General features: G+C 60.8%; 26 protein-coding genes. 22 read left to right on the top strand and 4 right to left on the bottom strand.

All coding sequences use genetic code 11. From position 1 onward, the window contains the following. Positions 1–5 precede the first annotated feature (5 nt). Positions 6–776 carry a ParA family protein gene (locus AC07O1_RS01345; RefSeq protein WP_495011075.1) on the bottom strand — a complete coding sequence of 257 codons (771 nt, stop codon included), beginning with the start codon at positions 774–776 and terminating at the stop codon, positions 6–8. A 391-nt stretch (positions 777–1167) separates the two neighbouring features. Here AC07O1_RS01345 and AC07O1_RS01340 point away from each other — a divergent pair, with 391 nt between their 5' ends. The 20 genes from AC07O1_RS01340 to AC07O1_RS01245 all read left to right on the top strand — a co-directional run bounded on the left by AC07O1_RS01340 (position 1168) and on the right by AC07O1_RS01245 (position 19271). After that, on the top strand, positions 1168–1893 hold the full coding sequence (locus AC07O1_RS01340; protein WP_494995508.1) for a beta-ketoacyl synthase chain length factor: 726 nt from the start codon (positions 1168–1170) through the stop codon (positions 1891–1893). Beyond that, positions 1869–2690 (top strand): lysophospholipid acyltransferase family protein, encoded by an 822-nt coding sequence (locus AC07O1_RS01335; protein ID WP_495087696.1) that lies wholly within the window; start codon positions 1869–1871, stop codon positions 2688–2690. The genes AC07O1_RS01340 and AC07O1_RS01335 overlap by 25 nt, the downstream gene beginning before the upstream one ends. Next, complete coding sequence (locus AC07O1_RS01330) at positions 2659–2931, top strand: phosphopantetheine-binding protein (RefSeq protein ID WP_494995506.1); 273 nt, start codon at positions 2659–2661, stop codon at positions 2929–2931. Before AC07O1_RS01335 ends, AC07O1_RS01330 begins: the two co-directional genes overlap by 32 nt. A 9-nt stretch (positions 2932–2940) precedes the next feature. Then, the gene (locus AC07O1_RS01325) at positions 2941–3195 is read left to right on the top strand and encodes an acyl carrier protein (RefSeq protein ID WP_495087695.1); all 255 of its coding nucleotides are present in this window, start codon (positions 2941–2943) and stop codon (positions 3193–3195) included. Continuing rightward, positions 3192–3737 carry a COG4648 family protein gene (locus tag AC07O1_RS01320; protein ID WP_495087694.1) on the top strand — a complete coding sequence of 182 codons (546 nt, stop codon included), beginning with the start codon at positions 3192–3194 and terminating at the stop codon, positions 3735–3737. Before AC07O1_RS01325 ends, AC07O1_RS01320 begins: the two co-directional genes overlap by 4 nt. Beyond that, positions 3734–5413, top strand: a complete 1680-nt coding sequence (locus AC07O1_RS01315; RefSeq protein WP_495087693.1) for an ApeI family dehydratase — start codon at positions 3734–3736, stop codon at positions 5411–5413. The genes AC07O1_RS01320 and AC07O1_RS01315 overlap by 4 nt, the downstream gene beginning before the upstream one ends. Further along, positions 5406–6140 carry a glycosyltransferase family 2 protein gene (locus AC07O1_RS01310; protein WP_494995502.1) on the top strand — a complete coding sequence of 245 codons (735 nt, stop codon included), beginning with the start codon at positions 5406–5408 and terminating at the stop codon, positions 6138–6140. Before AC07O1_RS01315 ends, AC07O1_RS01310 begins: the two co-directional genes overlap by 8 nt. Beyond that, positions 6137–7081: a lysophospholipid acyltransferase family protein gene (locus AC07O1_RS01305; RefSeq protein WP_495087692.1), complete on the top strand. Its 945-nt coding sequence runs from the start codon at positions 6137–6139 to the stop codon at positions 7079–7081. Before AC07O1_RS01310 ends, AC07O1_RS01305 begins: the two co-directional genes overlap by 4 nt. Then, positions 7062–8606 carry an HAL/PAL/TAL family ammonia-lyase gene (locus AC07O1_RS01300; RefSeq protein ID WP_494995500.1) on the top strand — a complete coding sequence of 515 codons (1545 nt, stop codon included), beginning with the start codon at positions 7062–7064 and terminating at the stop codon, positions 8604–8606. The genes AC07O1_RS01305 and AC07O1_RS01300 overlap by 20 nt, the downstream gene beginning before the upstream one ends. Then, positions 8599–9024 (top strand): acyl-CoA thioesterase, encoded by a 426-nt coding sequence (locus tag AC07O1_RS01295; RefSeq protein ID WP_495087691.1) that lies wholly within the window; start codon positions 8599–8601, stop codon positions 9022–9024. Before AC07O1_RS01300 ends, AC07O1_RS01295 begins: the two co-directional genes overlap by 8 nt. 152 nt (positions 9025–9176) lie before the next feature. Then, complete coding sequence (locus AC07O1_RS01290) at positions 9177–9743, top strand: outer membrane lipoprotein carrier protein LolA (RefSeq protein WP_495087882.1); 567 nt, start codon at positions 9177–9179, stop codon at positions 9741–9743. Beyond that, the gene (locus AC07O1_RS01285) at positions 9727–12066 is read left to right on the top strand and encodes an MMPL family transporter (protein WP_495087690.1); all 2340 of its coding nucleotides are present in this window, start codon (positions 9727–9729) and stop codon (positions 12064–12066) included. Before AC07O1_RS01290 ends, AC07O1_RS01285 begins: the two co-directional genes overlap by 17 nt. After that, complete coding sequence (locus AC07O1_RS01280; RefSeq protein WP_495087689.1) at positions 12063–13223, top strand: cation:proton antiporter; 1161 nt, start codon at positions 12063–12065, stop codon at positions 13221–13223. Before AC07O1_RS01285 ends, AC07O1_RS01280 begins: the two co-directional genes overlap by 4 nt. Then, the gene (locus AC07O1_RS01275; RefSeq protein WP_495087688.1) at positions 13210–14457 is read left to right on the top strand and encodes an NAD(P)/FAD-dependent oxidoreductase; all 1248 of its coding nucleotides are present in this window, start codon (positions 13210–13212) and stop codon (positions 14455–14457) included. Before AC07O1_RS01280 ends, AC07O1_RS01275 begins: the two co-directional genes overlap by 14 nt. Further along, the gene (locus AC07O1_RS01270; RefSeq protein WP_494995495.1) at positions 14454–15185 is read left to right on the top strand and encodes a class I SAM-dependent methyltransferase; all 732 of its coding nucleotides are present in this window, start codon (positions 14454–14456) and stop codon (positions 15183–15185) included. The genes AC07O1_RS01275 and AC07O1_RS01270 overlap by 4 nt, the downstream gene beginning before the upstream one ends. Next, positions 15185–15670, top strand: coding sequence for a hypothetical protein (locus AC07O1_RS01265; RefSeq protein WP_494995494.1), 486 nt, complete (start codon positions 15185–15187; stop codon positions 15668–15670). The genes AC07O1_RS01270 and AC07O1_RS01265 overlap by 1 nt, the downstream gene beginning before the upstream one ends. Further along, entirely contained in the window at positions 15667–16863 is a 1197-nt protein-coding gene (locus AC07O1_RS01260; RefSeq protein WP_495087687.1) for a beta-ketoacyl-[acyl-carrier-protein] synthase family protein, read from the top strand. The genes AC07O1_RS01265 and AC07O1_RS01260 overlap by 4 nt, the downstream gene beginning before the upstream one ends. Then, a complete protein-coding gene (locus tag AC07O1_RS01255) occupies positions 16860–17324 on the top strand; it encodes a hotdog family protein (RefSeq protein WP_495087686.1) in 465 nt (154 codons plus the stop codon). Before AC07O1_RS01260 ends, AC07O1_RS01255 begins: the two co-directional genes overlap by 4 nt. Next, complete coding sequence (gene fabG / locus AC07O1_RS01250; protein WP_495087685.1) at positions 17317–18045, top strand: 3-oxoacyl-ACP reductase FabG; 729 nt, start codon at positions 17317–17319, stop codon at positions 18043–18045. Before AC07O1_RS01255 ends, fabG begins: the two co-directional genes overlap by 8 nt. Further along, positions 18045–19271 carry a beta-ketoacyl-ACP synthase gene (locus AC07O1_RS01245; protein WP_495087684.1) on the top strand — a complete coding sequence of 409 codons (1227 nt, stop codon included), beginning with the start codon at positions 18045–18047 and terminating at the stop codon, positions 19269–19271. The genes fabG and AC07O1_RS01245 overlap by 1 nt, the downstream gene beginning before the upstream one ends. 349 nt (positions 19272–19620) lie before the next feature. On the opposite strand, the gene AC07O1_RS01240 is transcribed toward AC07O1_RS01245, so the two are convergent. Next, complete coding sequence (locus tag AC07O1_RS01240; protein ID WP_495011063.1) at positions 19621–20004, bottom strand: type II toxin-antitoxin system PemK/MazF family toxin; 384 nt, start codon at positions 20002–20004, stop codon at positions 19621–19623. A gap of 454 nt (positions 20005–20458) precedes the next feature. Here AC07O1_RS01240 and AC07O1_RS01235 point away from each other — a divergent pair, with 454 nt between their 5' ends. After that, complete coding sequence (locus AC07O1_RS01235; protein ID WP_495011062.1) at positions 20459–20818, top strand: DUF6124 family protein; 360 nt, start codon at positions 20459–20461, stop codon at positions 20816–20818. 38 nt (positions 20819–20856) lie between these two features. Here the strand turns inward: AC07O1_RS01235 and AC07O1_RS01230 are convergent, their stop codons facing one another. Further along, on the bottom strand, positions 20857–21756 hold the full coding sequence (locus AC07O1_RS01230) for a LysR family transcriptional regulator (protein WP_495087683.1): 900 nt from the start codon (positions 21754–21756) through the stop codon (positions 20857–20859). Positions 21757–21908: 152 nt separating this feature from the next. Between AC07O1_RS01230 and AC07O1_RS01225 the strand changes: the two genes are divergently transcribed. Next, positions 21909–23153: an MFS transporter gene (locus tag AC07O1_RS01225; RefSeq protein WP_495087682.1), complete on the top strand. Its 1245-nt coding sequence runs from the start codon at positions 21909–21911 to the stop codon at positions 23151–23153. Between the two features lie 146 nt (positions 23154–23299). On the opposite strand, the gene hemE is transcribed toward AC07O1_RS01225, so the two are convergent. Further along, positions 23300–24367, bottom strand: coding sequence for a uroporphyrinogen decarboxylase (gene hemE, locus AC07O1_RS01220; protein ID WP_495087681.1), 1068 nt, complete (start codon positions 24365–24367; stop codon positions 23300–23302). Between the last annotated feature and the right edge of the window lie 141 nt (positions 24368–24508).

The raw sequence follows: 24508 nt of genomic DNA, 5'->3' as shown, positions 1-24508 counted from the left end.
GGCCGTCAGGCGTTTTCCAGCAGGTTGTGCAGCTCGACGAACTGCTGAGTCAGTTTATGCCGTGGGTCGAGGTGGATCAGCGGCATGTTGGCCTGATGGGATTCGCGCATGCGCACTGAGCTGCCCAGGTACACCGGCAACACCGGCAGGCCTTCGCTGATCAGTTCGTCGAGCATCTGCTGCGGCAGGCTGGCGCGGGCCTGGAACTGGTTGACCACGATGCCTTCCACTTGCAGGCCTTCGTTGTGGTCATCCTTGAGCTCTTCGATTTCCGCCAGCAGGCCGTAGAGCGCCTGGCGCGAGAAGCTGTCGCAATCGAAGGGGATCAGCACGCGGTCGGCTGCGATCAATGCCGATACCGCGTAGAAGTTCAATGCAGGCGGGGTGTCCAGGTAGATCCGGTCGTAGTCCTCTGCCAACTCATCCAGCAATTTGCGCAGTTTGTTGATCTTGTGTTTTGCCTCAAGCTTGGGTTGCAGGTCGGCCAGCTCAGCGGTGGCGGTGACCACATGCAGGTTGTCGAATGGGGTTTCGTAGATATCTACCTGGTTTTTCTTCGAAAACGGTCCGGAAGACAGGGTCTGCTTGAAGAAGTCGGCAATGCCCATGGGGATGTCGTTGCCGGTAAGTCCCGTAAGGTATTGAGTGGAGTTGGCCTGGGCATCGAGATCCACCAGCAGTGTCCGATAGCCTTCATGGGCACTCACCGCTGCCAGATTGCAGGCAATGCTTGATTTGCCTACACCACCTTTCTGATTGAACACCACGCGCCGCATGTCAAAACCTCCGTGTATCAAAGAATGACCGAGTGTAGTTGCCCACGCCTCTGCTTAGCTACCTCGCCGGTGGGAGATGTAGGAGCGAGCTTGCTCCGGGCGGCGTTCCGACGATGGACTCAAGGGCGACGCGTTTGTTCAGAAACACGCGTTATCGTTAACGTCCATCGCGAGCGAGCTCGCTCCTACAGGCGCAGCTGCGAATATCCGGCCGATGACCGAACGGCACTTTTTCCTGGAACGTGTGTCAATTGCCTTGAGCAAAATGTAACCAGCATTTGCTACAAGCCAGCTGTGCCGGGATAATGCGCGTCACTCGGCAATAGCGCCATGTAACGCCGGTCGCCCTGAGCGATCCATCGCGTCAAGGAAGCCCGCAGGGGCGGAATGAATGTCTGAGATCAACTTCAACATCGCCCAATGGCGCGCCTGGGCCCCTGGGCTCGAAAGCGTGGGCGACTGGCGGTCCTGGAGTCGACAACCGGTCGTGCGCGACAGCAGCGATGCCGCACCCGACGTCTCATTTCTCCCCGCGATGCAGCGCCGGCGCCTCAGTCGTCTGGCGCGGATGGCTTTCAGTGTTGGCTGGCCATTGGCCGAGGGCCGTGAACAGCTACCGTTGGTCTTTATTTCTCGCCATGGCGAAGCCCAGCGGACCCTCGACATTCTCATCGATCTGGCGACCGACCAGCCGTTGTCGCCGACCCAGTTCAGCCTCTCGGTACACAACGCGGTGATTGGCCTGTGGTCGATCATGCGCGGCGAAACCAGTGAAATGACCGCTCTCACCGCCACTGGCGATGGACTGGAACACGGCATGCTGGAGGCCGCCGCGCTGCTCAACGAAGGCGCACCGGCAGTGTTGCTGGTGATCACCGAAGAGCAGCCGCCCGAGGCCTATGCCACCTGGATTGATGACGTACCCTTCCCGTACGCCGTTGGCCTGTTGCTGACCCCGGGCAATGACTGGCAACTGTCACTGACCAGCGCCACCGGCAAATCGACCAAAGCCGACTGGCCCCATGCCCTGAACCTGTTGCGTATTCTGCTCAGTGAGCAGACCACCTGCCAACATGCCTGGAAGAACCGTGTATGGAACTGGCAACGCAATCAATAACCGCTAAAAAACGTGACGCCTATTACTGGCGCCTGCTGGCTACCGCCGCAAGCTTTACGCTGTTCGGCCTGGTCGGGCTATGTCTGCGGCTGGTGGTTTTCCCGCTGCTCAACCGCCTGCCGGGCGATGCTCAGGTGCATCGGCAACGGGCACGGCGCACCATTGGTTGGTTGTTCTGGTTTTTTATCCGCTTCATGGCCCGCGCCGGGGTTTTGACCTATGAGGTCGAAGGCGCGGAAAAACTCGGCCATCCGGGACAGATGATCATCGCCAACCACCCGTCGCTGATCGATGTGGTGTTTCTGATCGGCCTGGTGCGCAATGCCAACTGCGTGGTCAAGCAAAGTCTCTGGCAAAACCCCTTCACTCGGGCCCCCCTGCGTTCTACTGAATACATCAGCAATGATGGCAGCATGGACATGCTCGATGCCGCCGCGGATGCGCTGCAAAGCGGGCAAACGTTGATTATTTTCCCCGAGGGCACCCGCACCCGGCCCGGCCAGCCTCCGGCCTTTCATCGGGGCGCCGCGGCAATCGCCCTGCGCGGTGCGAAAATCGTGACCCCGGTGATTATCAAGGTCAGCCCGACCACGCTGACCAAAGCCGAACCCTGGTATCGCATCCCGTCACGCCGCGTACACTTCAGTTTCCGTGTCGGCGCCGATATAGACCCACAGACCTTTGCAACGCAGGGCCCGCCACCAAAGGCCTCGCGCAAGCTCAACGATTATCTGCACCACTACTTCATTCAGGAACTCGCCGAAGATGAGCGATCAGCAGCACGACCTTCACCTTGAAATCAAACTGTTGATCATCGACGCCCTGGGCCTCGAAGACATCAGCCCACAAGACATCGGCGACGAGCAGATTCTTTTCGGGGAGGGCCTGGGTCTTGACTCGGTAGACGCCCTCGAACTCGGCCTGGCAATCCAGAAAAAGTACGGCATCAAGATCGACGCCGACGCCAAGGACACCCGCAATCACTTCACCAACGTGGCGAGCCTTGCGGCGTTCGTCACCGCAAAACAGGCAGCTTGAGACCGGACCATGCAAACTCGTGACGACATTTTCAACACCCTGCGCGATGCCCTGGTCGAACTCTTCGAGCTGGAACCGGCGCGCATCAGCCTTGACTCCAATCTGTATCAGGACCTGGAAATCGACAGCATCGACGCCGTTGACCTGGTTGACCATATCAAACGCCAGACCGGCAAGAAAATCGCCGCCGAAGAGTTCAAGTCGGTGCGTACTGTCAGCGACGTGGTCGAGGCGGTCTTCCGTCTGGTTCAACCGGCCGCATGAGCCGTTTGATCGGCCTTGGCCTGCTGCTGGCAGGCCTGCTGTACCCCCTCGCGGTGTATTACGGCATGGAGCATTTCGCGCCGTGGCAGTTCGGTCTGCTGCTGGGTGGCCTGTGGCTGGCCCGCGCGCTGACCGGCAAACGGCGTCCCGGCAGCCTGTGGGTGGCGGTTGTTGCAATGGTTTTTTGTCTGTTGCTGGCGCTGTTCGATAGCCCGCTGTTGCTGCGCTGGTACCCGGTGCTGATCACCAGTTTCATGCTGGCGCTGTTTGGCCTGAGTTTGAAATACGGACCGCCGATAGTCGAACGTCTGGCGCGCTTGAGCGAGCCGGAACTACCGGACAAGGTGATTCGCTATACCCGCCAGGTAACGATTGCCTGGAGTGTGTTTTTTCTCTGTAACGGTTTGCTCGCCGCCGCCCTGACCCTCTGGGCGCCGCTGAGTTGGTGGGCGTTGTACACCGGCCTGATCTCCTACGGGTTGATGGGTTTGCTGTTCGCCATTGAATGGCTATTACGACAACGCGTACGAGGCCGCGCATGAATTGGATAAAACTTGAGCATTTATTGCTCAAGGCTCAGCCTGGGCGCGCCGTCACGGCTGACCCTGGATTGAATCACGTTGAGCTATGCGAGCAGGCGTTAAGCCTCGCTGCCGGCCTGCAAGCCCACGGTGTGCAGCGCATTGCCGTGTATCTGGAAGACGCCGGTGAACTGGCGATTGCCTTACTCGGCGCCTGGCGCGCCGGGGTCAGCGTGCTGTTACCCGCTGACCTGCAAGCCCAGACCCGCCAACGCTGGTCCAACGAGGTCGACCTGTGGCTGACCGATCAGGCGGACGACGTAGCACTCAGCGATCTGCTTCAAGCCCCGTTGCCCGCCGCCGGGCTGGATCTGGACCGATGCCGCCTGAGCCTGTGCACGTCCGGCTCCAGCGGCGAGCCCAAGCGCATCGAAAAAAACCTGCGGCAACTGGCCAACGAAGTCCAGGCCCTGGAGCGGCTGTGGGGCGCCGATCTGGGCCAGGCCTGCATCATTGGCAGCGTCGCCACCCAGCATATTTACGGTTTGCTGTTCCGTGTGCTCTGGCCACTGTGTGCCGGACGCCAGTTTGTGCGTAAACAACTGCCGTTCCCCGAAGACCTGCAGCGCGCCAGCCGTGAGCAACCGGCCTTCGCCTGGGTCGCCAGCCCGGCATTGCTCAAGCGCATGGGCGATAACCTTGACTGGCCGGCGCTGAGTAGTGTGCGACGAGTGTTTTCTTCCGGCGGAGCGTTGCCCGCCGAGGCCGCGCAACGCCTGCAGCAACGCTTGCAGCAATGGCCGACGGAAATTTTCGGCAGCTCGGAGACCGGCGGCATTGCCTGGCGTCAGGGCGACAGACTCTGGCAGCCGTTCGCCGATGTACAGCTGAGCCAGGACAGCGACGGCGCGCTGCGCATTGCTTCGCCGTACCTGCCCGCAGGTCATGTCGAGCAGACCTCTGATGCCGCGCGAATCGCCGCCGACGGGCGCTTCGAACTGCTTGGGCGATTGGACCGGATCGTCAAACTGGAAGAAAAACGTATCTCACTGCCAATGCTCGAACAGGCACTGGTCAACCACGAATGGGTCGCCGAAGCGCGTCTCGGTGTGGTTCAGGAAAACCGCGCGTTCCTTGGCGCCCTGTTGGTGCTGAGCGAACAAGGCCTGCATGCCCTGCGCAATCAGGGTCGACGCACCCTGACCCAGGAGCTGCGTCAACACCTGCGCCAGCATTGCGAGACCCTGGCCTTGCCACGGCGTTGGCGCTTGTTGCGACAACTGCCGCTGAACGCCCAAGGCAAACTGCCGCAATCCGAGGTCGAAGCGCTGCTACTGGCCCCGCGCCCGAAAACGCCGGAAGTGCTGGAGCAAGTCGAGGCCCAGGGCGAGTGGAGCCTGCAACTGGCAGTCCCGCCGGACCTGGCCTGTTTCAGCGGCCATTTCCCGCAAACGCCGGTGTTGCCGGGCGTGGTGCAAATCGATTGGGCGCTGAGCCTGGGTCAGCAGTTACTGCCGCTGCCGGGAAAATTCGCGGGGATGGAGGTGTTGAAGTTTCAGCAACTGGTCCGCCCAGGCGACCAGGTTCAGCTGCATCTGCGGTTCGACAGTGAGCGCGGCAAGCTGTATTTCGCTTATCGCAACGACACCGCGACCTGCTCCAGCGGCAGGATCCTGTTGGAGGCGGCACATGCATAACCCCTGCGCCATCATCCCGGTCTACAACCACGAAACCACTGTCCCTGCGGTGGTCGAGGCCCTGCTCGCCAACGGTCTGCCGTGCGTGTTGGTGGACGACGCCAGCAGCCCTGCCTGCGCAGCCGTGCTGGAGCAACTCTCCAGGCGCGACCAGATCTTCCTGGTCAAATTCACCGTCAACCAAGGCAAGGGCGCGGCGGTCATGGCCGGCTTTCGTGAAGCTTCGCGCCTGGGCTTCAGTCACGCCCTGCAAGTGGACGCCGATGGCCAACACGACCTGCACGATATCGAGACCTTCATCGACGCGTCACGCACGCACCCGCAAGCGCTGATTTGCGGATACCCGCAATACGACTCCAGTGTGCCAAAGGTCCGGTTATACGCACGTTACCTGACTCACATCTGCGTCTGGATCAACACCCTGTCGTTTCAGATTGTCGATTCCATGTGCGGTTTTCGCGTCTACCCATTGCCGCCGACGCTGGCCCTCATCAACTCGGTGAAGATCGGCGAACGCATGGACTTCGACTCGGACATCATCGTGCGGCTGGCCTGGCGTAATCAGCCGATGCATTGGCTGCAAACCAAAGTCCATTACCCGCAGGACGGGATCTCGCATTTCCGTCTGTTCCACGACAACGCGTTGATCACGAGCATGCACACCCGGTTGTTCTTCGGGATGTTGTTGCGCGCGCCGATGATCCTTTGGCGACGGTGGCGGGCATGAGCATCAACCCCCACAAAGAGCACTGGGCCGAGCACAAGGAGCGCGGCAGTTTCTGGCTGATGAAGCTCTTCGCGTTCAGCGTCAAAGTGCTGGGTCGTCGGGTGTTGAGCCCCGTGTTGCACGGTATCGTTTTGTACTTTTTCCTGTTCGGTCGCAGCGCCCGGCAAAGCGCGTGGCAATACCAGCAACGCCTCGCCGACTGGAGTGGACGCACCGAATTGCGTCCAACCCACTGGCGGGTGTTCGGCCAGTTCATGGCCTTCACCGACTCCTTGCTCGACAAGCTCGACGTGTGGAACCGGAAGCTGCGCATCGAGCAAATCGAAATCGTCGACCCGGCGCTGCTACGCAACCAGTTGCGCGGTGAGCGCGGGCAAATGCTGGTGGGCGCCCACCTGGGCAACCTTGAGGTTTGTCGCGCTCTGGCCGAATTGGGCGGGAAAGTGACGATGAACGTGCTGGTACACACCAAGCACGCTGAACGCTTCAACCGCCTGCTTGGCCAAGCCGGCGCTACCCATCTGCGGCTGATTCAGGTCAGCGAGCTGAACCCGGTGATCATGCTGCAACTTAACCAGCGGCTGGATCGCGGCGAGTGGCTGGCGATTGCCGGCGACCGCGTCCCATTACATGGCGGGCGCACTGTGCGAGTCGACTTCCTGGGTCATCCGGCGGCCTTTGCGCAAGGTCCGTGGCTGTTGGCCGGGCTGCTCAAGTGCCAGGTCAATCTGTTGTTTTGTCTCAAGAACAATGGGCGCTATCGGATAATCCTCGAGCCTTTCGCCGACGCCATACTGTGGAAACGCAGCGACCGCGAGCAAGTCATCGCCGGGTGGACTGCACGCTACGCCGAACGCCTGGGGCATTACTGCCTCGAAGCACCCCAACAATGGTTCAATTTTTACCCTTACTGGAAGACCGATGACGATGCATCCGCTTGAGCCGGTAACCTTCGGCGAACTCCCTTTGCGCATCGAAGACGTGCTGGCCCTGGCCAACCGTCAGGTGCCGACGCAGTTGCAAAGCGACCCTGAGTTCCGTCAGCGCATTGCCAAGGGCGCGCAGTTCCTCGACTCCTTGCTGGACAAGGAAGGCGTGATCTACGGCGTCACCACTGGCTATGGCGATTCCTGCGTGGTCGCGGTGCCGTTGCACCACGTCGAGGCGTTGCCCCGTCATCTGTACACCTTCCACGGCTGCGGCCTGGGCAAAATGCTCGATGCTCAGGCCACTCGCGCAGTGCTGGCGGCACGTCTGCAGTCGCTGTGCCACGGTGTGTCCGGGGTTCGCGTGGAGCTGCTGGAACGTCTGCAAGCCTTCATCGATCAAGACATTCTGCCGCTGATTCCCGAAGAGGGTTCAGTGGGCGCCAGCGGTGATCTGACGCCGCTGTCTTATGTGGCCGCGACCTTGTCCGGCGAGCGTGAAGTGATGTTCCGAGGTGCGCGCCGACAAGCCGCCGACGTACACCACGAACTCGGCTGGACCCCGTTGGTGCTGCGCCCCAAAGAAGCCCTGGCGCTGATGAACGGTACTGCCGTAATGACCGGCCTCGCCTGTCTGGCCTTCGCCCGTGCCGACTACCTGCTGCAACTGGCCACGCGCATCACCGCGCTGAACGTGGTTGCGCTGCAAGGAAATCCGGAGCATTTCGACGAGCGTCTGTTCGCCGCCAAACCGCACCCGGGGCAAATGCAGGTCGCCGCCTGGTTGCGCAAGGATCTGGCGATCGACGCGCCAACCGCGCCGCTGCATCGCCTGCAAGATCGCTACTCACTGCGCTGCGCACCCCACGTGCTCGGTGTGTTGGCCGACAGCCTGAACTGGCTGCGCTCGTTCATTGAAATCGAGCTCAACAGCGCCAATGACAATCCGATCATCGACGCTGAAGCCGAACGTGTGCTGCATGGTGGGCATTTCTACGGTGGGCATATCGCCTTCGCCATGGACAGTCTGAAAACCCTGGTGGCCAATGTCGCCGACCTGCTGGACCGACAACTCGCGCTGCTGGTGGACGTGCGTTACAACCACGGCTTACCGAGTAACCTGTCCGGCGCCAGCGCCGAGCGGGCGATGCTCAATCACGGCTTCAAAGCGGTGCAGATCGGCAGCAGCGCCTGGACTGCCGAAGCGCTGAAAAACACCATGCCGGCCAGCGTGTTCTCGCGCTCCACCGAATGCCATAACCAGGACAAAGTCAGCATGGGCACCATCGCCGCCCGCGACGCGATCCGTGTACTGGAGCTGACCGAACAAGTCGCCGCCGCCACCCTGCTGGCCGCCAATCAAGGCGTCTGGCTGCGCAGCCAGGCTGAAGATGCGCGACCATTGCCGCCGGCTCTGGCCCAGATGCACATCGATCTGGCGAAGGACTTCCCGCCGGTTATCGAGGACCGCGCGCTGGAAGCCGAACTGCGTCTGTGCCTGCAACGTATCGCCGAACAACACTGGAGGCTGCATGCGTAGCAAGGGAGTGATTCACGTCGATACGCAAATCCTCGTACCGTTCTTCGACATCGACACGATGGACGTGGTCTGGCACGGCCATTACGTCAAATACCTGGAAGTTGCCCGCTGCGCCCTGCTGGACAAAATCGGCCACAACTACACGCAAATGAAAGAGTCCGGCTACGCGTGGCCGGTGATCGACCTGCAACTGCGCTACGTGCGCGGCGCCATATTCGGCCAGAAGCTCAACGTGCGCGCCAGCCTCGTGGAGTGGGAAAACCGCCTGAAGATCAACTACCTGATCAGCGACCTCGAAAGCGCCGAACGTCTGACCCGCGCCAGCTCCGTGCAGGTTGCAGTGGACATGGCCAGCAGCGAAATGCAGCTGGCATCGCCGCGAGTGTTTGTCGATGCGGTTGAAAAGGTGCTGCCATGAGCCTGTTTGGGTACACGCGCCTGCGTAGCAGCTGGCGAAGCCTGCGTTCGGCGGCGCAGCAGTCGCAATCCGGGACTCAGGTTTTACGACCGCTTCGCGGCCGAACGCAGCCTGGCGGCAGCTGCTACGGGAAGTGGGTGAGTTTGCTGCTAATGCTTGGCCTGTCATCGCAGGCCTTCGCCTTTGACCTGCAACAACTCAGCGATCAGCTGGCCAGGCCCGAGGTTATCCACGGCAGCTTCATTCAGGAAAAACACCTGCGTGCCCTGCCGCAGCCGCTGACCAGCAAAGGCACTTTCGTCCTGGCCAAGGATCACGGTTTGCTCTGGCTGCTCAAGACTCCGCTGCAACAGGACTATCGCATCAGCGCCAAAGGCATTGCCCGGCGCAATGACAACGGCTGGCAAATGCTGCCGAACAAGAGCGCCGGCGCCGAGCAGAACCGTATCTTCCTCGCCGTACTGCAGGGCGACAGCAGTGGCCTGCAACGGGACTTCGACTTGCAACTGCAAGGCGACGCCCAGCAATGGAAGTTGACGTTGACGCCGCGCTCCATGCTGCTCAAGCAAGTCTTCACCCGGATCAACATCGACGGCGGCACGCTGGTGCAACGTATCGAGTTGCTGGAAACCCAGGGCGACAGCACCGTATTGCGCATGCAGGACACCACCCGCTTCATACCTCTGAGCGAGGCGGAGCAACATGACTTTGCCGAGTGAACGCTGGTTGCCCCGACTGTTCCTGATCCTGCTGGTGGCCGTATTGGTCCTGGCCGGCTGGCAATGGCGCGGCGCTGCACCGCTGTCCGCCAACCTGATGGAACTGGTACCGGGCACTGCGCCGGATGCACTGGAGCTGCGCGCCGAACAACGCATGCAAGAGCCGCTGAACCGCGAAATGCTGGTATTGGTTGGCCACACCGATCGCCAGCAGGCCATCGCCATGGCTCAGCAATTGGGCGAGCGCTGGCAGGCCAGCGGCTTGTTCGAGAAGGTCCAGTGGAATCTGCAAGCCGACTTGCCGGCGCTGCGCTCGCAGCTGCTGCGAGGGCGAGTGGCGATGCTCTCGGCGGCAGATCGGCAACAGCTGATCGAGCAGCCGCAGGCGTTTATCCAACAACGCGTACAAGCGTTGTTCGACCCCTTTACCGGATTCAGTCTGGTGCCGAGCCAGGATGACTGGCTGGGTTTGACCGGGCGTATTCAGAACAGCCAGCCGCAGCGCGGCGCGGTGCAACTGGATATTGGCAGCGGCGCGTTGATCGCCGATGCCGACGGCAAAAGTTGGGTGCTGCTCAGAGCCCGCACTCAGGGCAACGCTTTCGACATGCACTTGCCGCTGCAAGTGGCCGAGCTACTGAAACACAGTCGCGAACAAGCAGCACAGGCCAACGTGCAATTGCTCGCCGCCAGCGGCCTGCTATACGCGGCCAACGGCCAGCAACAGGCGACCCGCGAGATCACCTGGGTCGGCGGCGGTGCCACCGTCGGCATTCTGTTGTTGCTGCTGCTAGCCTTCCGCCGCTTTCGCGTGCTGCTGGCCTTCGTTCCGGTGCTGGTGGGCATGCTGTTTGGCGCCGTGGCTTGCGTGGCGCTGTTCGGCCATATGCATGTGATAACGCTGGTGTTGGGTTCGAGCCTGATCGGCGTGGCGGTGGATTACCCGCTGCATTACCTGTCCAAGAGCTGGAGTCTGAAGCCGTGGCACAGTTGGCCGGCGTTGCGCCTGACGCTGTCGGGGTTGACCCTGAGCCTGGCCACCAGTTGCATCGGCTATCTGGCGCTGGCCTGGACGCCGTTCCCGGCGTTGACCCAAATCGCGGTGTTCTCCGCCGCCGGTTTGCTCGGCGCTTATCTGTCTGCCGTGTGTTTGCTGCCAGCAATGCTCAAGGGCACCGATCTGCGCCCGGCGCAGTGGCCGCTGCAAGTTGCACAATGGCTGGTGAACGCGCGCCAGGCCTTGTTGCGTCGGGTTCGCAGCCCGGTTCTGCTGGGGTTGCTGGTGTTGTTCTGTGCCGGCGGACTGTGGCAACTCACGACCAGAAACGACATCCGCCAATGGATCAGCACACCGCCAGAACTGATGAACGAAGCTCAGGTGATTGCGCGCATAACCGGTTATCAACCTACCAGCCAGTTCTTCCTGGTGCGGGCGGCCGATCAGCAACAACTGCTTGAGCGTTCGAGCGCCCTGAGCCAGCGTCTGGATCAACTGATCAACCTGGAAAAACTCCAGGGCTACCTGTCACTCAATCAACTGATCAGCCAACCCAGCGAACAACAACGGGTTCGCGAAGCGCTGAACAAACTGCCGCAATTCTGGCAGCCGCTGCTCGACCTCGGCATACCGGCCAGCGCCCTGCAAGCCGAACTGACGCAGTTGCAGACACTCCCCACCCAAGACATCGACGCAGCCCTGAGCGGACCGCTGGCCGAGCCGTGGCGCCCGCTGTGGCTGGGAGCCACCAGCGATGGCGTGGCCGGGATGGTCAGCCTGCAAGGGTTGAATAACGCGCAGTTGCTGCGGGTTCAGGCGCTGGATTTACCCGGCGTGCAATTAGTCGACCGCCTGGGGGACCTGAACAAAGTCTTCGCCGCGACCCAGATCAGTGCCGCTGAATTGAAGTTGATGTCTTGCATCCTGATTGTGCTGCTGCTGATCCTGCCGTTTGGCTTGGGCGGTGCGCTACGGATCGTCGCACTACCGCTGCTTGCCGCGCTGTGCAGCCTGGCCAGCCTCGGTTGGCTGGGGCAGCCGCTGACATTGTTCAGCCTGTTCGGCCTGCTGCTGGTGACGGCCATCAGTGTCGACTACGCGATTCTCATGCGTGAGCAAATTGGCGGCGCGGCGGTAAGCCTGCTCGGCACCCTGCTGGCGGCAGCGACCACCTGGCTGTCGTTCGGCCTGCTGGCGATTTCCAGCACGCCGGCGGTGAGCAACTTTGGCTTGTCGGTGAGCCTGGGTCTTGCCTTCAGCTTCATCCTCGCGCCATGGGCCAGGCATCATGCCCACGCCACACCCGTCGCAGAGCCGGCAGCATGATGGTCGCGTTGTTCTGGCTGCTGGCCTTGGCGCTGTTCGCTGTGGCGACCCGTGTGGGTCGTCATTACGGTTTGATCCCGATCGTCAGCCAGTTGCTGCTGGCGACTTTCGGCCTGCCGCTGCTGATGCTGTTGTGGATCGAACCGCACTGGCAGCTGAGCGGCGCCGAACTGGTGTCGCCGGGCTGGTTGAAAAACCTCTACAGCCTGAGTTTCGCACTGCTACTGGGGCATATCCTCAGCGACGTGATCGACCTGCGGCTGGATCGTCAAAGCCTGAAAATCGCCCTGCCGAGTTTCTGCATTCCGTTTGCCTGCGGACTTGCCACTGCCTTCTGGATGTTGCCGAGCCAGCCGTGGCTGAGCTCACTGGCGGTGGGCTTGCTGTTCGCTATCACTGCGATTCCGGTGCTCTATCTGTACCTGCGACACATTGACTATCCGCCGGCGGCAACCCGCCGGCTGGTGCAAACCGCGATCCTGATCGACCTGACTTGCTGGAGCCTGTTCGCCATTGCCCAAGGCAGCTTGCACCTCAGTAGCTTACTGCTGCCGCTGGCCGGCGCCTGCCTGCCGATATTGTTGCGTGTATTGGGTATGCGTCAGCCAATGCTCCACAGCCTGGGCTTCTTCGGGCTGTTGGTGGTCGCCGAACACTACAAGCTCAACGCGCTGATTTTCGGCATCGGCTATCTGTTGTGCATGGCCGTCCTCAAGCTGCCACTGGTGCTGCCGTTAAAGGCTGCCTGGATGAGTCGTATACAGACCCATATCGCGATTCCGCTGATCCTGACTTTCGGCATTGTCCAGATCAACGTACACAGCGCCATGGATAGCCTCAGCCGGGTTCAGCTTGGTGCATTGCTGGTCCTGCCGATCCTCAGCAAGCTGCTGGGCAATTGGCTCGGTCTGGGCTGGGCCGGCTCCTCCTTTGCCGGCGCCAGTCGCTGGCGGGAAAGCTTGCTGCTGAATATTCGCGGGTTGAGCGAAATCGTCTTTCTCAACCTGCTGCTGCAACAACAGCTGATCAGCCCGGCACTGTACTTCGCGCTGATGCTGATGGGCTTGATCGCAACGTTGCTACCGGCACTTGCCGGTATCCGCCGCATTCCTTCACACGCCGCCGTTTCGGCAAGGAGCCCCAGTGCCAACAGTTGAAATGGAACGTCGCCAGGTTGTGGTGATTGGAGCCGGCCCATCCGGTGCGATCGCGGCCGCGCTACTCAAGCGTAAAGGCCACGATGTGTTGATTATCGAGCGTCAGCACTTTCCACGATTTTCCATCGGCGAAAGTCTGTTGTCCCATTGCCTGGATTTCGTCGAAGAAGCCGGCATGCTTGACGCCGTGAAGGCCGCCGGTTTTCAGATGAAGAACGGTGCAGCCTTCGCCTGGGGCGAGCGCTACAGCGTCTTCGATTTCGGCGACACCTTCAGCAACGGCAAGCCAACCACCTTTCAGGTCCAGCGCGCCGATTTCGACAAGCTGCTGGCCGATCAGGCCGAGTTGCAGGGCGTGGACATCCGCTACGGCGAAGAGATCATCGATGTCGACTTCAACCTGCCCAAACCGCAGTTGAGCGCTCGTCGCGAAGACGGCAGCGAGTACCGCGTCGAGGCGGACTTCGTGCTCGATGCCAGCGGATACGGTCGTGTGTTGTCGCGCTTGCTGGACCTGGAAGCACCGTCGAATTTTCCGGTGCGTCAGGCGCTGTTCACTCACGTTGAAGACCATATCGACAGCCCGCGTTTCGAACGCGAGAAAATCCTTGTCACCACCCACCCGATCCATCGCGATATATGGTTCTGGACCATCCCGTTCAGCAACGGTCGCTGCTCGGTGGGCGTGGTCGCGGCAAAGGAGCATTTTGAAAGCGGCTCCAGCGATCTGGATGCGTGCCTGCGCGGCTTTATCGCTCAAACCCCAAGCCTGCAAAGCGTGCTGCAGAACGCGGTGTGGGACACCGATGCCAGGACCATCGGCGGCTATTCGGCCAACGTCAAAGCCCTGCACGGGCCGGGCTTCGCCTTGCTCGGCAACGCAGCGGAGTTCCTCGACCCGGTGTTCTCCTCCGGCGTAACCATCGCCATGCGTTCGGCGAGCATGGCCGCCGGGTTGCTGCATCGCCAATTGCAGGGTGAAAATGTCGACTGGCAGAGTGAGTTTGCGCGACCCTTGAAGCGTGGCGTGGATACTTTCCGCTGCTACGTCGAAGGCTGGTACGCCGGGACCTTCCAGGATGTGATTTTCCACCCCGGCAGCTCGTCGGAGATTCGCCGCATGATCAGTTCGATCCTCGCGGGCTATGCGTGGGATGAACGCAACCCGTTCGTCAGCGAACCCAAACGCCGACTGCGGATGCTGTCTGAAATCTGCGCGAGTGACATAACATGACCCGTCAATACTTCAGCGACAACTACGTCGAAGAAACCCGTTTCGGCCTCTGGTTCCTGCGCAGCCACACCTGGCAATACCGCGTGCTGCGGGTGGCAATCAACGATCTGCGCAAACTGTTCAGCGATGAGTTGCCGAGCAATCCGGTGCTGCTGGATGCCGGTTGCGGCCAGGGCAAGTCATTCCAGTACCTGTGTCAGGTGTTCGCTCCACAACGTCTGATCGGACTGGATGCCGACCCCCACAGCCTGACCGTGAGCGCGCAAGAGGCCCGTCGCCAGAACATCAACGTCGAGCTGATCGGCAGTGACTGCGCGACCCTCGCGGTGCCGGACGCCAGCGTCGATCTGCTGTTTTGCCACCAGACCTTTCACCACTTGGTGGAACAGGAACAAGCCCTCGCCCAGTTCTATCGGGTGCTCAAGCCTGGCGGCTATCTGCTGTTCGCCGAGTCCACCGAAGCCTACATTGACACCTGGGTGATCCGCTGGTTGTTCCGCCATCCGATGCATGTACAGAAGAGCGCCCAACAGTACCTGCAGATGATCCGCGATCAAGGTTTTGAATTCAGCGCGCAAAACGTGTCTTACCCTTATCTGTGGTGGAGCCGTTCAAAGGATTTCGGCCTGCTGGAACTCCTTGGCCTGCGCCGTCCAAAACCCTTCGGCCAACGGGAAGAAACACTGGTCAACGTGGTCGCGCGCAAACCCCTTGAAGGTAAGGTCTGATGATTCGCCCCCTGCTCTTGAGCTGTGTCCTGTTGCTGAGCGCCTGCGCCAGCCAGGCGCCGCTGCCCGAGAGAAACCCGAACCTGCCATTGCCGCTGCAATTGCACATCGAACGCCAGCAAGCCGAGCAACGCCAGGACTGGCTGCTGGTGATTCAGCGTGAAGGGCAAAGCCTGCGCTGGTCGCTGATCGACCCGCTGGGGATCCCGCTGGCCCGTCAGCGGCTGATTGACGGCACCTGGCAGGCCGACGGCTTGCTGCCCCCCAACCCCGAAGCCCGCGAGCTGTTTGCCGCGCTGTTGTTTGCCTTGACGCCTGCGGGCGAACTGCTGGGCAACTATCCAACGGCGCAGCAACAAGGTTCGCAGCGCTCCCTCGGCCCACGTTGGAACATTCGCTATCAACAGCCTTTGGACTTTAAGCTGAACCTGCCTCAAAGCCTGCACTATCACATCACCCCGCTGACCGCCGAGACTGCGCCATGACGGCTTATTTGAATGCCCTCGGGCTGATCTGCGGTTTAGGCCGCAACAAGCACGAAGTCGCCCGTAACCTGTTTGCCGGTGACTGCTCGGGCATGCGTGTCGAAGCTGGCTGGGTGCCTGATCGTGCGTTGCCCGTGGCGGCGGTACAGGGCGAGCTGGCAAGTATTCCCGCCGAACTGAACCAGCTAAGCAGCCGCAATAACCGGTTGTTGCTGGAAGCCGCGCTGCAAATCCGTGATGACATCGACCAGGCGATTCAGACCTATGGCCGTGGTCGCATCGGCATCGTCCTGGGCACCAGCACCTCGGGCATCGAAGAGGGCAGTCGCGCTATCGCCAGCTACGTACGCGACCGGCAGTTCCCCGCCGACTACGACTATCAGCAACAGGAACTCAGCTCCCCGGCGAGCTTCCTCGCGGACTGGCTGCAACTGAGCGGCCCGGCCTATGTGATTTCCACCGCCTGCACTTCCAGCGCCCGCGCCTTGATGAGCGCTCAACGGCTATTGGACCTGGGCCTGTGCGACGCGGTGCTATGCGGCGGTGCCGACAGTTTGTGCAAGCTGACGCTCAACGGTTTCTCGGCGCTGGAAGCCGTATCCGGGCAACGCTGCAATCCGTTTTCAGTCAATCGCAACGGCATCAATATTGGCGAAGCGGCAGTGCTGTTCCTGATGAGTAAAAGCGCCGGCGACAGCCAGCCCATTGCGTTGCTTGGCGGCGGTGCCAGTTCAGATGCGCACCATATTTCCGCGCCCGAACCGAGCGGTCTGGGCGCCCTGCAAGCCATGGGTAAAGCCTTGAGCAACGCACGCTTGCAGCCCGAGCAAATCGGTTACCTGAACCTGCACGGCACGGCGACGCAGCATAACGACGCCATGGAAAGCCTGGCGGTCGCGGCGCTGTTCCCGGGCGGCGTGCGCTGCTCCTCGACCAAACCCATGAGCGGCCACACCCTCGGCGCGGCCGGGGCGCTGGAGGCTGCCTTCTGCTGGTTGAGCCTGTCCGCCGACAACACCAGGCACGCCTTGCCGCCGCACGTCTGGGACGGCCAGGCCGATCCCGAATTGCCGGCGCTGAGCTGGGTGACGACCGCCGATCGCCTCGACCAGACCACACCGCGCTACCTGATGAGCAACTCCTTTGCCTTCGGTGGCAATAACGTCAGCCTGATTATCGGAGACGCCCCATGATTGACTGGCCGCTCGCCGAACTGATTCCCCACGCTGGCGACATGATTCTGATCGATCAAGTCCTGTCGTTCGATGAAGAGCAAATCCACACCCGCCTTACCGTCAAACCCGGTGGTTTGTTCAACCAGACAGACGCCAGCCTGCCAGCCTGGGTCGGCGTCGAGCTGATGGCCCAGAGCGTCGCCGCCTATGCCGGTTGTCGCGCGCGCCTGCAAGGCAACGCCGTCGAGCTTGGATTTCTGCTCGGTACGCGTAAATTTGAATGCAATGTGGAACGCTTCCCTGTCGGCACCGAACTGACCATCCACGCCTTGCGTACACTGGAGGACGACAACGGCATGGGCGTATTCGAATGCCACATCAATGCACCCGGTATCCATGCCTCGGCGCGCCTGAATGTGTTCTGCCCGCCTAAGCCGGCTCACTATCTTCACGAATCTCGGGAGTCCAGTCATGACTGAATCCGTACTGGTCACCGGCTCCAGCCGTGGTATCGGCCGCGCCATTGCTTTACGTCTGGCCCAGGCTGGCCATGATCTGGTGCTGCATTGCCGCAGCGGCCTCAGCGACGCCGAAGCGGTGCAGGCCGAAGTCCAGGCACTGGGGCGCAATGCACGTATCCTGCAATTCGACGTGTCCGAGCGCGCCACCTGCAAAGCGATTCTTGAGGCCGACGTCGAAGCCCATGGCGCCTATTATGGAGTAGTGCTCAACGCCGGACTGACCCGCGACGGCGCCTTCCCGGCGCTGACCGAGGAAGACTGGGACGTGGTGATGCGCACCAACCTCGACGGTTTCTACAACGTGCTGCATCCGCTGATGATGCCGATGATTCGTCGTCGCGCCGCCGGGCGGATTGTCTGCATTACCTCCGTTTCCGGGCTAATCGGCAATCGCGGGCAGGTCAATTACAGCGCATCCAAGGCAGGCTTGATCGGTGCCGCCAAGGCTTTGGCCATCGAACTGGGCAAGCGCAAGATCACCGTCAACTGTGTGGCACCGGGTTTGATCGACACGGCCATGCTCGACGAAAACGTACCGGTCGAAGAGCTGATGAAAATGATCCCCGCGCAACGCATGGGTACGCCTGAAGAAGTTGCCGGCGCGGTGAATTTCCTGATGTCTGCGGAAGCGGCTTATATCACCCGGCAGGTTCTGGCCGTCAATGGAGGCCTGTGCTGATGAAGCGCGTCGTCGTCACCGGCATGGCCGGCATCACCTCATTGGGCAGAGATTGGGAAACCATCGCCGCCAACTTCCGCGCCAACCGCAGCGGCATTCGGCGCATGGATGAGTGGGATCGCTTTATTGAATTGAACACCCGACTGGCCGGGCCGATCGATGACTTCAAGGTGCCTGCCCATTGGACTCGCAAGCAATTGCGCAGCATGGGCCGGGTTTCGCGTCTGGCGGTCGCCGCGGCAGAGCAAGCCCTGGCCGATGCCGGGCTGCTGGGCGATGCTTCGATCAAGGACGGCCGCATGGGCGTGTCCTGTGGCTCGTCCACCGGCAGCACCGACGAGATCAAAGCATTCAGCAAGATGCTGCTGAACTCGATGGCAGAGGGCCTCAACGCCAACTCCTACGTGCGCATGATGCCCCACACCACGGCGGCTAATATCAGCATCTTCTTCGGCCTCACCGGCCGGTTGATCCCCACGTCCAGCGCCTGTACCAGCGGCAGCCAGGGCATCGGTTATGCCTATGAATCGATCAAATTCGGACGTTTGCCGCTGATGCTCGCTGGAGGCGCCGAAGAGCTGTGCCCGACCGAAGCCATGGTCTTCGACGCACTCTACGCCACCAGCCTGAAAAACGATGCGCCACACACCAGCCCGCGTCCTTATGACAGCGGCCGCGATGGCCTGGTGATCGGTGAAGGTGGCGGCATGCTGGTGCTCGAAGAACTGGAACACGCCTTGGCTCGCGGTGCACACATACACGCAGAGATCGTCGGTTTCGGTTGCAACGCCGACGGCCTGCACGCCACGCGTCCCGAGCAAACCACAATGCGCCGGGCCATGGAGCTGGCGCTGGAAGATGCCGGGCTTGCGCCATCCGACATCGGCTACGTGAACGGTCACGGCACCGCCACCGAGCAGGGCGACATCGCCGAAACCCTGGCCACCAGCAGCCTGTTCGGCAGCCACATGCCCATCAGTTCGCAGAAAAGCTTCCTGGGTCACACCCTCGGCGCCTGTGGGGCGCTGGAGTCGTGGTTCAGCATCGAGATGATGAACCGCGACCTGTACGTGCACACCCTCAACCTCGATGACATCGACCCGCGATGCGGCGCGCTGGATTACCTGCGCGGCGAGTTCCGGCAGATGAGCAACCAGTACGTGATGAACAACAACTTTGCCTTTGGCGGTGTCAACACCTCGCTGATCTTCAGCCGCTGGCAGTAACTGCGTTTTGTTGATCGTTCCCATCGCTCCGCGTGGGAATGCAGCCCGTGACGCTGCGCGTCACAATCCGGAGCGGACGCAGAGCGTCCAATGAGGCATTCCCACGCAGAGCGTGGGAACGATCAAACGCGCCATGCCTGGCGCACAACGACAAAGGGCGCCTCTCGGCGCCCTCATTCACAAACAGGCTGGCTTGTCATCGCTCTGTGCCTGTCTGGCTCTGCGATGGCTGGTTACCCAGGATCCTCAGAGTCTCACAAGCCCCTTTCGGGAACGAGGCCAGTATTGCCCGAAACCAAGCAACCGGCAACCGGTGGCAAATCGCCCGATAGCCTCATGCATTTAGGCTTTATAGCCCCAGGGCGCTGCGAACAGCTGCTTTGATCGCGGCAAACTCCTCTACCGAAAGTTGTGAGATTTCGTAAACACGCTTTCCTTGCCGATCTCTTCGCTTGATCCGATCAAGCCTGGGAAGACTGACGGTCGCAACCATATCGCACTTCGCCCAACAAATAGGACTCCCTCCTTGAAGATGGTTTTCGAGCTCCAGATGGTGATCTAGAAAAGACTCCGGAGCCGTGGTGCTCAATGGCACAACCGTTACCAATAGCTTGTTGGTTCGGTGTTTACGTATGACGACAACTGGCCTGACCTTGACCATCTCGGGGACTTCATAGCCCCTGAAATCGCAGATGAGCACGCTGCCTTCCTTTGGTTGGTATTGAAGTGGCATCCATGGCACTCGCCGAAAAAAATCGATTCTGCGCAAATGTTGAACAAATCACTAAGGCCGATCCGTTACCTGAGATGTCCACTCCTCGGGGTGCTCTCAGGACGAGGCTTGCCCGCGATCTTTAAGGGCCAGAAAGGCAAATCTCTTTATCTTGCAGGACATTTCCTAGAGAATCTTTGCGCCTTGTGCCTACCAGATCCCGCGGCTAGTCTTCGCTCCGTCACTGCATAACAGTGATCGGGTTTAGCAGCCCACGTCCAATAGGCGCATAGCGCCCCCATACCTCATGGCAAGCGTTTTTTAACGTCCTCATGCTTATGGTGGCTGTGCGCAGGGCACCTTCGGGTGCGCCGGGTTTCCTATTGGCCGGTCTGCTAACCTGCGTACAGCCGCCACCCTCATCGTTTAGCAGCGACCAGTGACGGCTCCCATGCACCAATAGGAGCAACACCACATGGATAAAATCGTCCCCGATCCACCCGTCCCCCCGTCAATGGACAAAGCCTTCACCCGCGACCTGCTCAAGGACCGCGCCGCGCTGTACCGTGCCCTGGATTATTACCTGCCTGATGCTAATCCCGCCGCGCCCGACGAATTGCGTTTTTACAACGTCAGCAAGGATGTGAGCTTCGAAGACTCGATGCTCTACACCGCTGACTTGCTGCGCTGTGCGTCAGTCACGGCTTACGAATGCGGAGATCATCTCAAAGGCGCCGAGCGCTCCATGGTCTTCGCCGTGTGGCATCTGCTGGAGATTGCCAAGGCCATGGTCGACCAGTCCATCGAGCACCTGAAACCGCGAGCCCAGCCATAACCGAAAAACGCCAGCACTGCTTTAAGCGTGCTGGCGCCTCACTCAACAGGCTCGGCCTTGCGGGTCAGCAACTCGACAAACGCTTTGGCCATCGGTGAGCTTTGATCCTTTCTCTGCACCAGCCACACCGCCGAGATCGCTTGCGGGTCGAGCAGTGGTCGATAGACCACGCCATCGATGCGCATTCGCCGATAAGACGCTGGCAACACCGACACACCGAGCCCCGCAGCCACCAGACCGATGATAGTCATTGCCTCGCCGGCCTCTTGAGCGAAGTGCGGGCTGAACCCGGCATCACGCGCCAGGCTGAGCAGTTGCGTATACAGCCCGCTGCCATAGCTACGCGGGAAAAACACAAAAGGCTCAGGGGCCAGCGCCGACAGGTACAAACCCTCCTCACTGCCGACCACCAGTGGGTGCTTGGAACTGAGTACTGCCACCAAAGGCTCGCGCATCAATTCGACCACACTCAGTGAATCCGGCAGTGGCAACGGTCGCATTATGCCGACCTGAATCGACTCATCCACCAACGCATCGGCCACTTGGGTGCTGCTCATTTCCCGCAAGTTCAGATGCACCGCCGGGAAGCGCTGGCGAAAGGTGAAAATCGCCTGCGGGATGTTCGAATTGAAGGGCGCCGACGAAGTGAATCCGATCTTCAGTTCCCCAAGCTCTCCCAACTGCGCACGTCTGGCCACGTCGGCGGCTTTGTCGACTTGTGCCAATACCAACCGCGCTTCTTCCAGAAACAGCCGCCCGGCTTCACTGAGCTCGACCCGACGATTGGTCCTCTCGAACAAGCGCGCGCCGACCTCTTGCTCCAGCGCCTGAATCTGCTGACTCAACGGCGGCTGGGAGATGCCCAACACCTGTGCGGCGCGGCCGAAATGCAGTTCTTCGGCAACGGCGATGAAGTAGCGCAGATGACGCAGTTCCATGAAAACTCCATTAGGTCGTACAACCTATCAAACAGGTCGAACAATATATTGGAAAGAATCATTAGCCAGCTATATGCTTTTTTCATTGCCTGACCGGCTGCGCCCCTCCGAGGTACCCCGTGAAAACTGCTGTCGCCCCCCTAGCCCACGAAATGCCAGCTTCTGCGCCACACAATGTGGTCGCTGAACGGAGCGACATCTACATCGAAAAAGGCACGCCGATGTTCATCCGCACGGTGCTGGCGCTGTTTTCCGGCGGCTTCGCCACCTTCGCCCTGCTCTACTGCGTACAGCCGATGATGCCGCTGCTGTCCCGCGAGTTTTCCATCAACGCGGCGCAGAGCAGTTTGATCCTCTCGGTCGCCACCGGGATGCTTGCCATCGGTCTGTTGATCACGGGCCCGATTTCTGACCGCATCGGCCGTAAACCGGTGATGGTCGCGGCCCTGTTCGCCGCCGCACTGTGCACAATCGCCAGCGCAATGATGCCAAGCTGGCAAGGCGTGCTGGTAATGCGCGCGCTGACCGGGTTGTCGCTGAGCGGGCTGGCCGCAGTAGCCATGACGTACCTGAGTGAAGAAATCCACCCGCAACATATTGGTCTGGCGATGGGGTTGTACATTGGTGGCAACGCGATTGGCGGGATGTGCGGACGCTTGATCACCGGCGTGTTGATCGATTTCGTCAGTTGGCACACCGCGATGCTGGTAATCGGCGGTCTGGCGCTCATTGCCGCGGCAGTGTTCTTGAAGATACTGCCAGAGTCGCGCAACTTCCACGCCCGCTCGATGCACCCACGCAGCCTGCTCGACGGCTTCACCATGCACTTTCGTGATGCCGGCTTGCCGTGGCTGTTCCTCGAAGGGTTCCTGGTGATGGGCGCCTTCGTGACGCTGTTCAACTACATCGGCTATCGCTTGCTGGCCGAGCCGTATCACATGAACCAGGCATTCGTCGGTCTGCTCTCGGTGGTGTACCTGTCGGGAATCTACAGCTCAGCCAAAGTCGGCGCACTGGCCGACAAATTCGGTCGTCGCAAAATGCTTTGGGGCACCATTGTGCTGATGCTGGTGGGGGTTGCTCTGACGATGCTGAGCCCACTGGCAGCAGTGCTGATCGGCATGCTGCTGTTCACCTTCGGCTTCTTCGGCGCGCACTCGGTGGCCAGCAGCTGGATCGGCCGCCGCGCCACCAAAGCCAAGGGCCAGGCATCGTCGCTGTACCTGTTCAGCTACTACGCCGGCTCAAGCATCGCGGGAACCGCAGGCGGAATGTTCTGGCACTACGCTGGGTGGAACGGCATCGGTTTGTTTATCACCGGTTTACTGGTCATTGCGCTGCTGGTGGCGCTGAAGCTGGCGAAGTTGCCGGTGTTGACCGGGAATGTGAAAGCCTGAAGGACTTGTGAGATTCGCTTTATGTGGGAGCGGGCCTGCTCGCGATAGCGGTCCGACAGTCAACGCAGATGTTGAATGTTCCACCGTCATCGCGAGCAAGCCCGCTCCCACACATAAGCCTGGGTGTATTGGTTATCGAGGTGCGGTTATTCGTGGTACTGCGCCGACAGCTCATGCACGGCGCGCAGGAACGCGCCAGCGTGTTCCGGGTCGACTTCCGGGGTGATGCCGTGGCCGAGGTTGAACACGTGGCCGGTACCTTTGCCGTAGCTGGCAAGGATGCGACCGACTTCGGCGCGGATGGCTTCAGGTTTGGCGTAGAGCACGGTCGGGTCCATATTGCCTTGCAGAGCGACTTTGCTGCCGACGCGCTGGCGGGCTTCGCCGATGTCGCAGGTCCAGTCCAGGCCGAGAGCGTCGGCACCGGCGTCGGCGATGCTTTCCAGCCACAGGCCGCCGTTTTTGGTGAAGAGGATTACCGGCACTTTGCGGCCCTCGTGTTCGCGGATCAGACCGCTGACGATTTTGCGCATGTAGGCCAGGGAAAATTCCTGGTACGCCGCCGCCGAGAGGTTGCCGCCCCAGGTGTCGAAGATTTGTACAGCCTGGGCGCCGGCCATGATCTGACCGTTGAGGTAGGAGGTCACCGATTGCGCCAGCTTGTCCAGCAGCAAGTGCATGGCTTGCGGGTTGTCGTAGAGCATGGCCTTGGTCTTGCGGAAGTCTTTCGAGGAGCCGCCTTCGACCATGTAGGTGGCCAGTGTCCATGGACTGCCGGAGAAGCCGATCAGCGGCACGCGGCCGTTCAGTTCGCGGCGGATGGTGCTGACCGCGTCCATGACGTAGCCGAGGTCTTTGTGCGGATCAGGGATCGGCAGGGCTTCAACGTCGGCCAGGGTGCTGACGACCTTCTTGAAGCGCGGGCCTTCGCCGGCTTCGAAGTACAGGCCTTGGCCCATGGAATCGGGGATGGTCAGAATGTCGGAGAAGAGGATCGCCGCATCCAGCTGTGGATAACGGTCGAGCGGCTGCAGGGTGACTTCGCAGGCGAACTCCGGACTCATGCACAGGCTCATGAAGTCACCGGCCTTGGCACGGCTGGCACGGTATTCAGGCAGATAGCGACCGGCCTGACGCATCATCCACACAGGGGTGACGTCTACGGGTTGCTTGAGCAGGGCACGAAGGAAACGGTCGTTCTTCAGGGCAGTCATGTCGGCATCCGGAAAAAAAGTGCGGACATTTTCTCAGAGCTCGACGCAAAAGGCACGGCAAGAGCCGCGCCTTTTGTCTATCGGGTCAATTTATCGCAGGTTTCAACAGCTGATGATCGTTCCCACGCTCTGCGTGGTAAC

The sequence above is a fragment of the Pseudomonas sp. GW821-FHT07G10 genome (assembly GCF_059418545.1).
Note: the sequence above shows the minus strand (reverse complement) of the source record. Positions and strands in the feature narration are given on the sequence as shown.

Bases quoted from the DNA above. Each gene is read 5' to 3' on its own strand.
- AC07O1_RS01345 (WP_495011075.1), bottom strand. From the start codon at position 776: ATGCGGCGCGTGGTGTTCAATCAGAAAGGTGGTGTAGGCAAATCAAGC.
- AC07O1_RS01340 (WP_494995508.1), top strand. From the start codon at position 1,168: ATGTCTGAGATCAACTTCAACATCGCCCAATGGCGCGCCTGGGCCCCT.
- AC07O1_RS01335 (WP_495087696.1), top strand. From the start codon at position 1,869: ATGGAACTGGCAACGCAATCAATAACCGCTAAAAAACGTGACGCCTAT.
- AC07O1_RS01330 (WP_494995506.1), top strand. From the start codon at position 2,659: ATGAGCGATCAGCAGCACGACCTTCACCTTGAAATCAAACTGTTGATC.
- AC07O1_RS01325 (WP_495087695.1), top strand. From the start codon at position 2,941: ATGCAAACTCGTGACGACATTTTCAACACCCTGCGCGATGCCCTGGTC.
- AC07O1_RS01320 (WP_495087694.1), top strand. From the start codon at position 3,192: ATGAGCCGTTTGATCGGCCTTGGCCTGCTGCTGGCAGGCCTGCTGTAC.
- AC07O1_RS01315 (WP_495087693.1), top strand. From the start codon at position 3,734: ATGAATTGGATAAAACTTGAGCATTTATTGCTCAAGGCTCAGCCTGGG.
- AC07O1_RS01310 (WP_494995502.1), top strand. From the start codon at position 5,406: ATGCATAACCCCTGCGCCATCATCCCGGTCTACAACCACGAAACCACT.
- AC07O1_RS01305 (WP_495087692.1), top strand. From the start codon at position 6,137: ATGAGCATCAACCCCCACAAAGAGCACTGGGCCGAGCACAAGGAGCGC.
- AC07O1_RS01300 (WP_494995500.1), top strand. From the start codon at position 7,062: ATGACGATGCATCCGCTTGAGCCGGTAACCTTCGGCGAACTCCCTTTG.
- AC07O1_RS01295 (WP_495087691.1), top strand. From the start codon at position 8,599: ATGCGTAGCAAGGGAGTGATTCACGTCGATACGCAAATCCTCGTACCG.
- AC07O1_RS01290 (WP_495087882.1), top strand. From the start codon at position 9,177: ATGCTTGGCCTGTCATCGCAGGCCTTCGCCTTTGACCTGCAACAACTC.
- AC07O1_RS01285 (WP_495087690.1), top strand. From the start codon at position 9,727: ATGACTTTGCCGAGTGAACGCTGGTTGCCCCGACTGTTCCTGATCCTG.
- AC07O1_RS01280 (WP_495087689.1), top strand. From the start codon at position 12,063: ATGATGGTCGCGTTGTTCTGGCTGCTGGCCTTGGCGCTGTTCGCTGTG.
- AC07O1_RS01270 (WP_494995495.1), top strand. From the start codon at position 14,454: ATGACCCGTCAATACTTCAGCGACAACTACGTCGAAGAAACCCGTTTC.
- AC07O1_RS01265 (WP_494995494.1), top strand. From the start codon at position 15,185: ATGATTCGCCCCCTGCTCTTGAGCTGTGTCCTGTTGCTGAGCGCCTGC.
- AC07O1_RS01260 (WP_495087687.1), top strand. From the start codon at position 15,667: ATGACGGCTTATTTGAATGCCCTCGGGCTGATCTGCGGTTTAGGCCGC.
- AC07O1_RS01255 (WP_495087686.1), top strand. From the start codon at position 16,860: ATGATTGACTGGCCGCTCGCCGAACTGATTCCCCACGCTGGCGACATG.
- fabG (WP_495087685.1), top strand. From the start codon at position 17,317: ATGACTGAATCCGTACTGGTCACCGGCTCCAGCCGTGGTATCGGCCGC.
- AC07O1_RS01245 (WP_495087684.1), top strand. From the start codon at position 18,045: ATGAAGCGCGTCGTCGTCACCGGCATGGCCGGCATCACCTCATTGGGC.
- AC07O1_RS01240 (WP_495011063.1), bottom strand. From the start codon at position 20,004: ATGCCACTTCAATACCAACCAAAGGAAGGCAGCGTGCTCATCTGCGAT.
- AC07O1_RS01235 (WP_495011062.1), top strand. From the start codon at position 20,459: ATGGATAAAATCGTCCCCGATCCACCCGTCCCCCCGTCAATGGACAAA.
- AC07O1_RS01230 (WP_495087683.1), bottom strand. From the start codon at position 21,756: ATGGAACTGCGTCATCTGCGCTACTTCATCGCCGTTGCCGAAGAACTG.
- AC07O1_RS01225 (WP_495087682.1), top strand. From the start codon at position 21,909: ATGCCAGCTTCTGCGCCACACAATGTGGTCGCTGAACGGAGCGACATC.
- hemE (WP_495087681.1), bottom strand. From the start codon at position 24,367: ATGACTGCCCTGAAGAACGACCGTTTCCTTCGTGCCCTGCTCAAGCAA.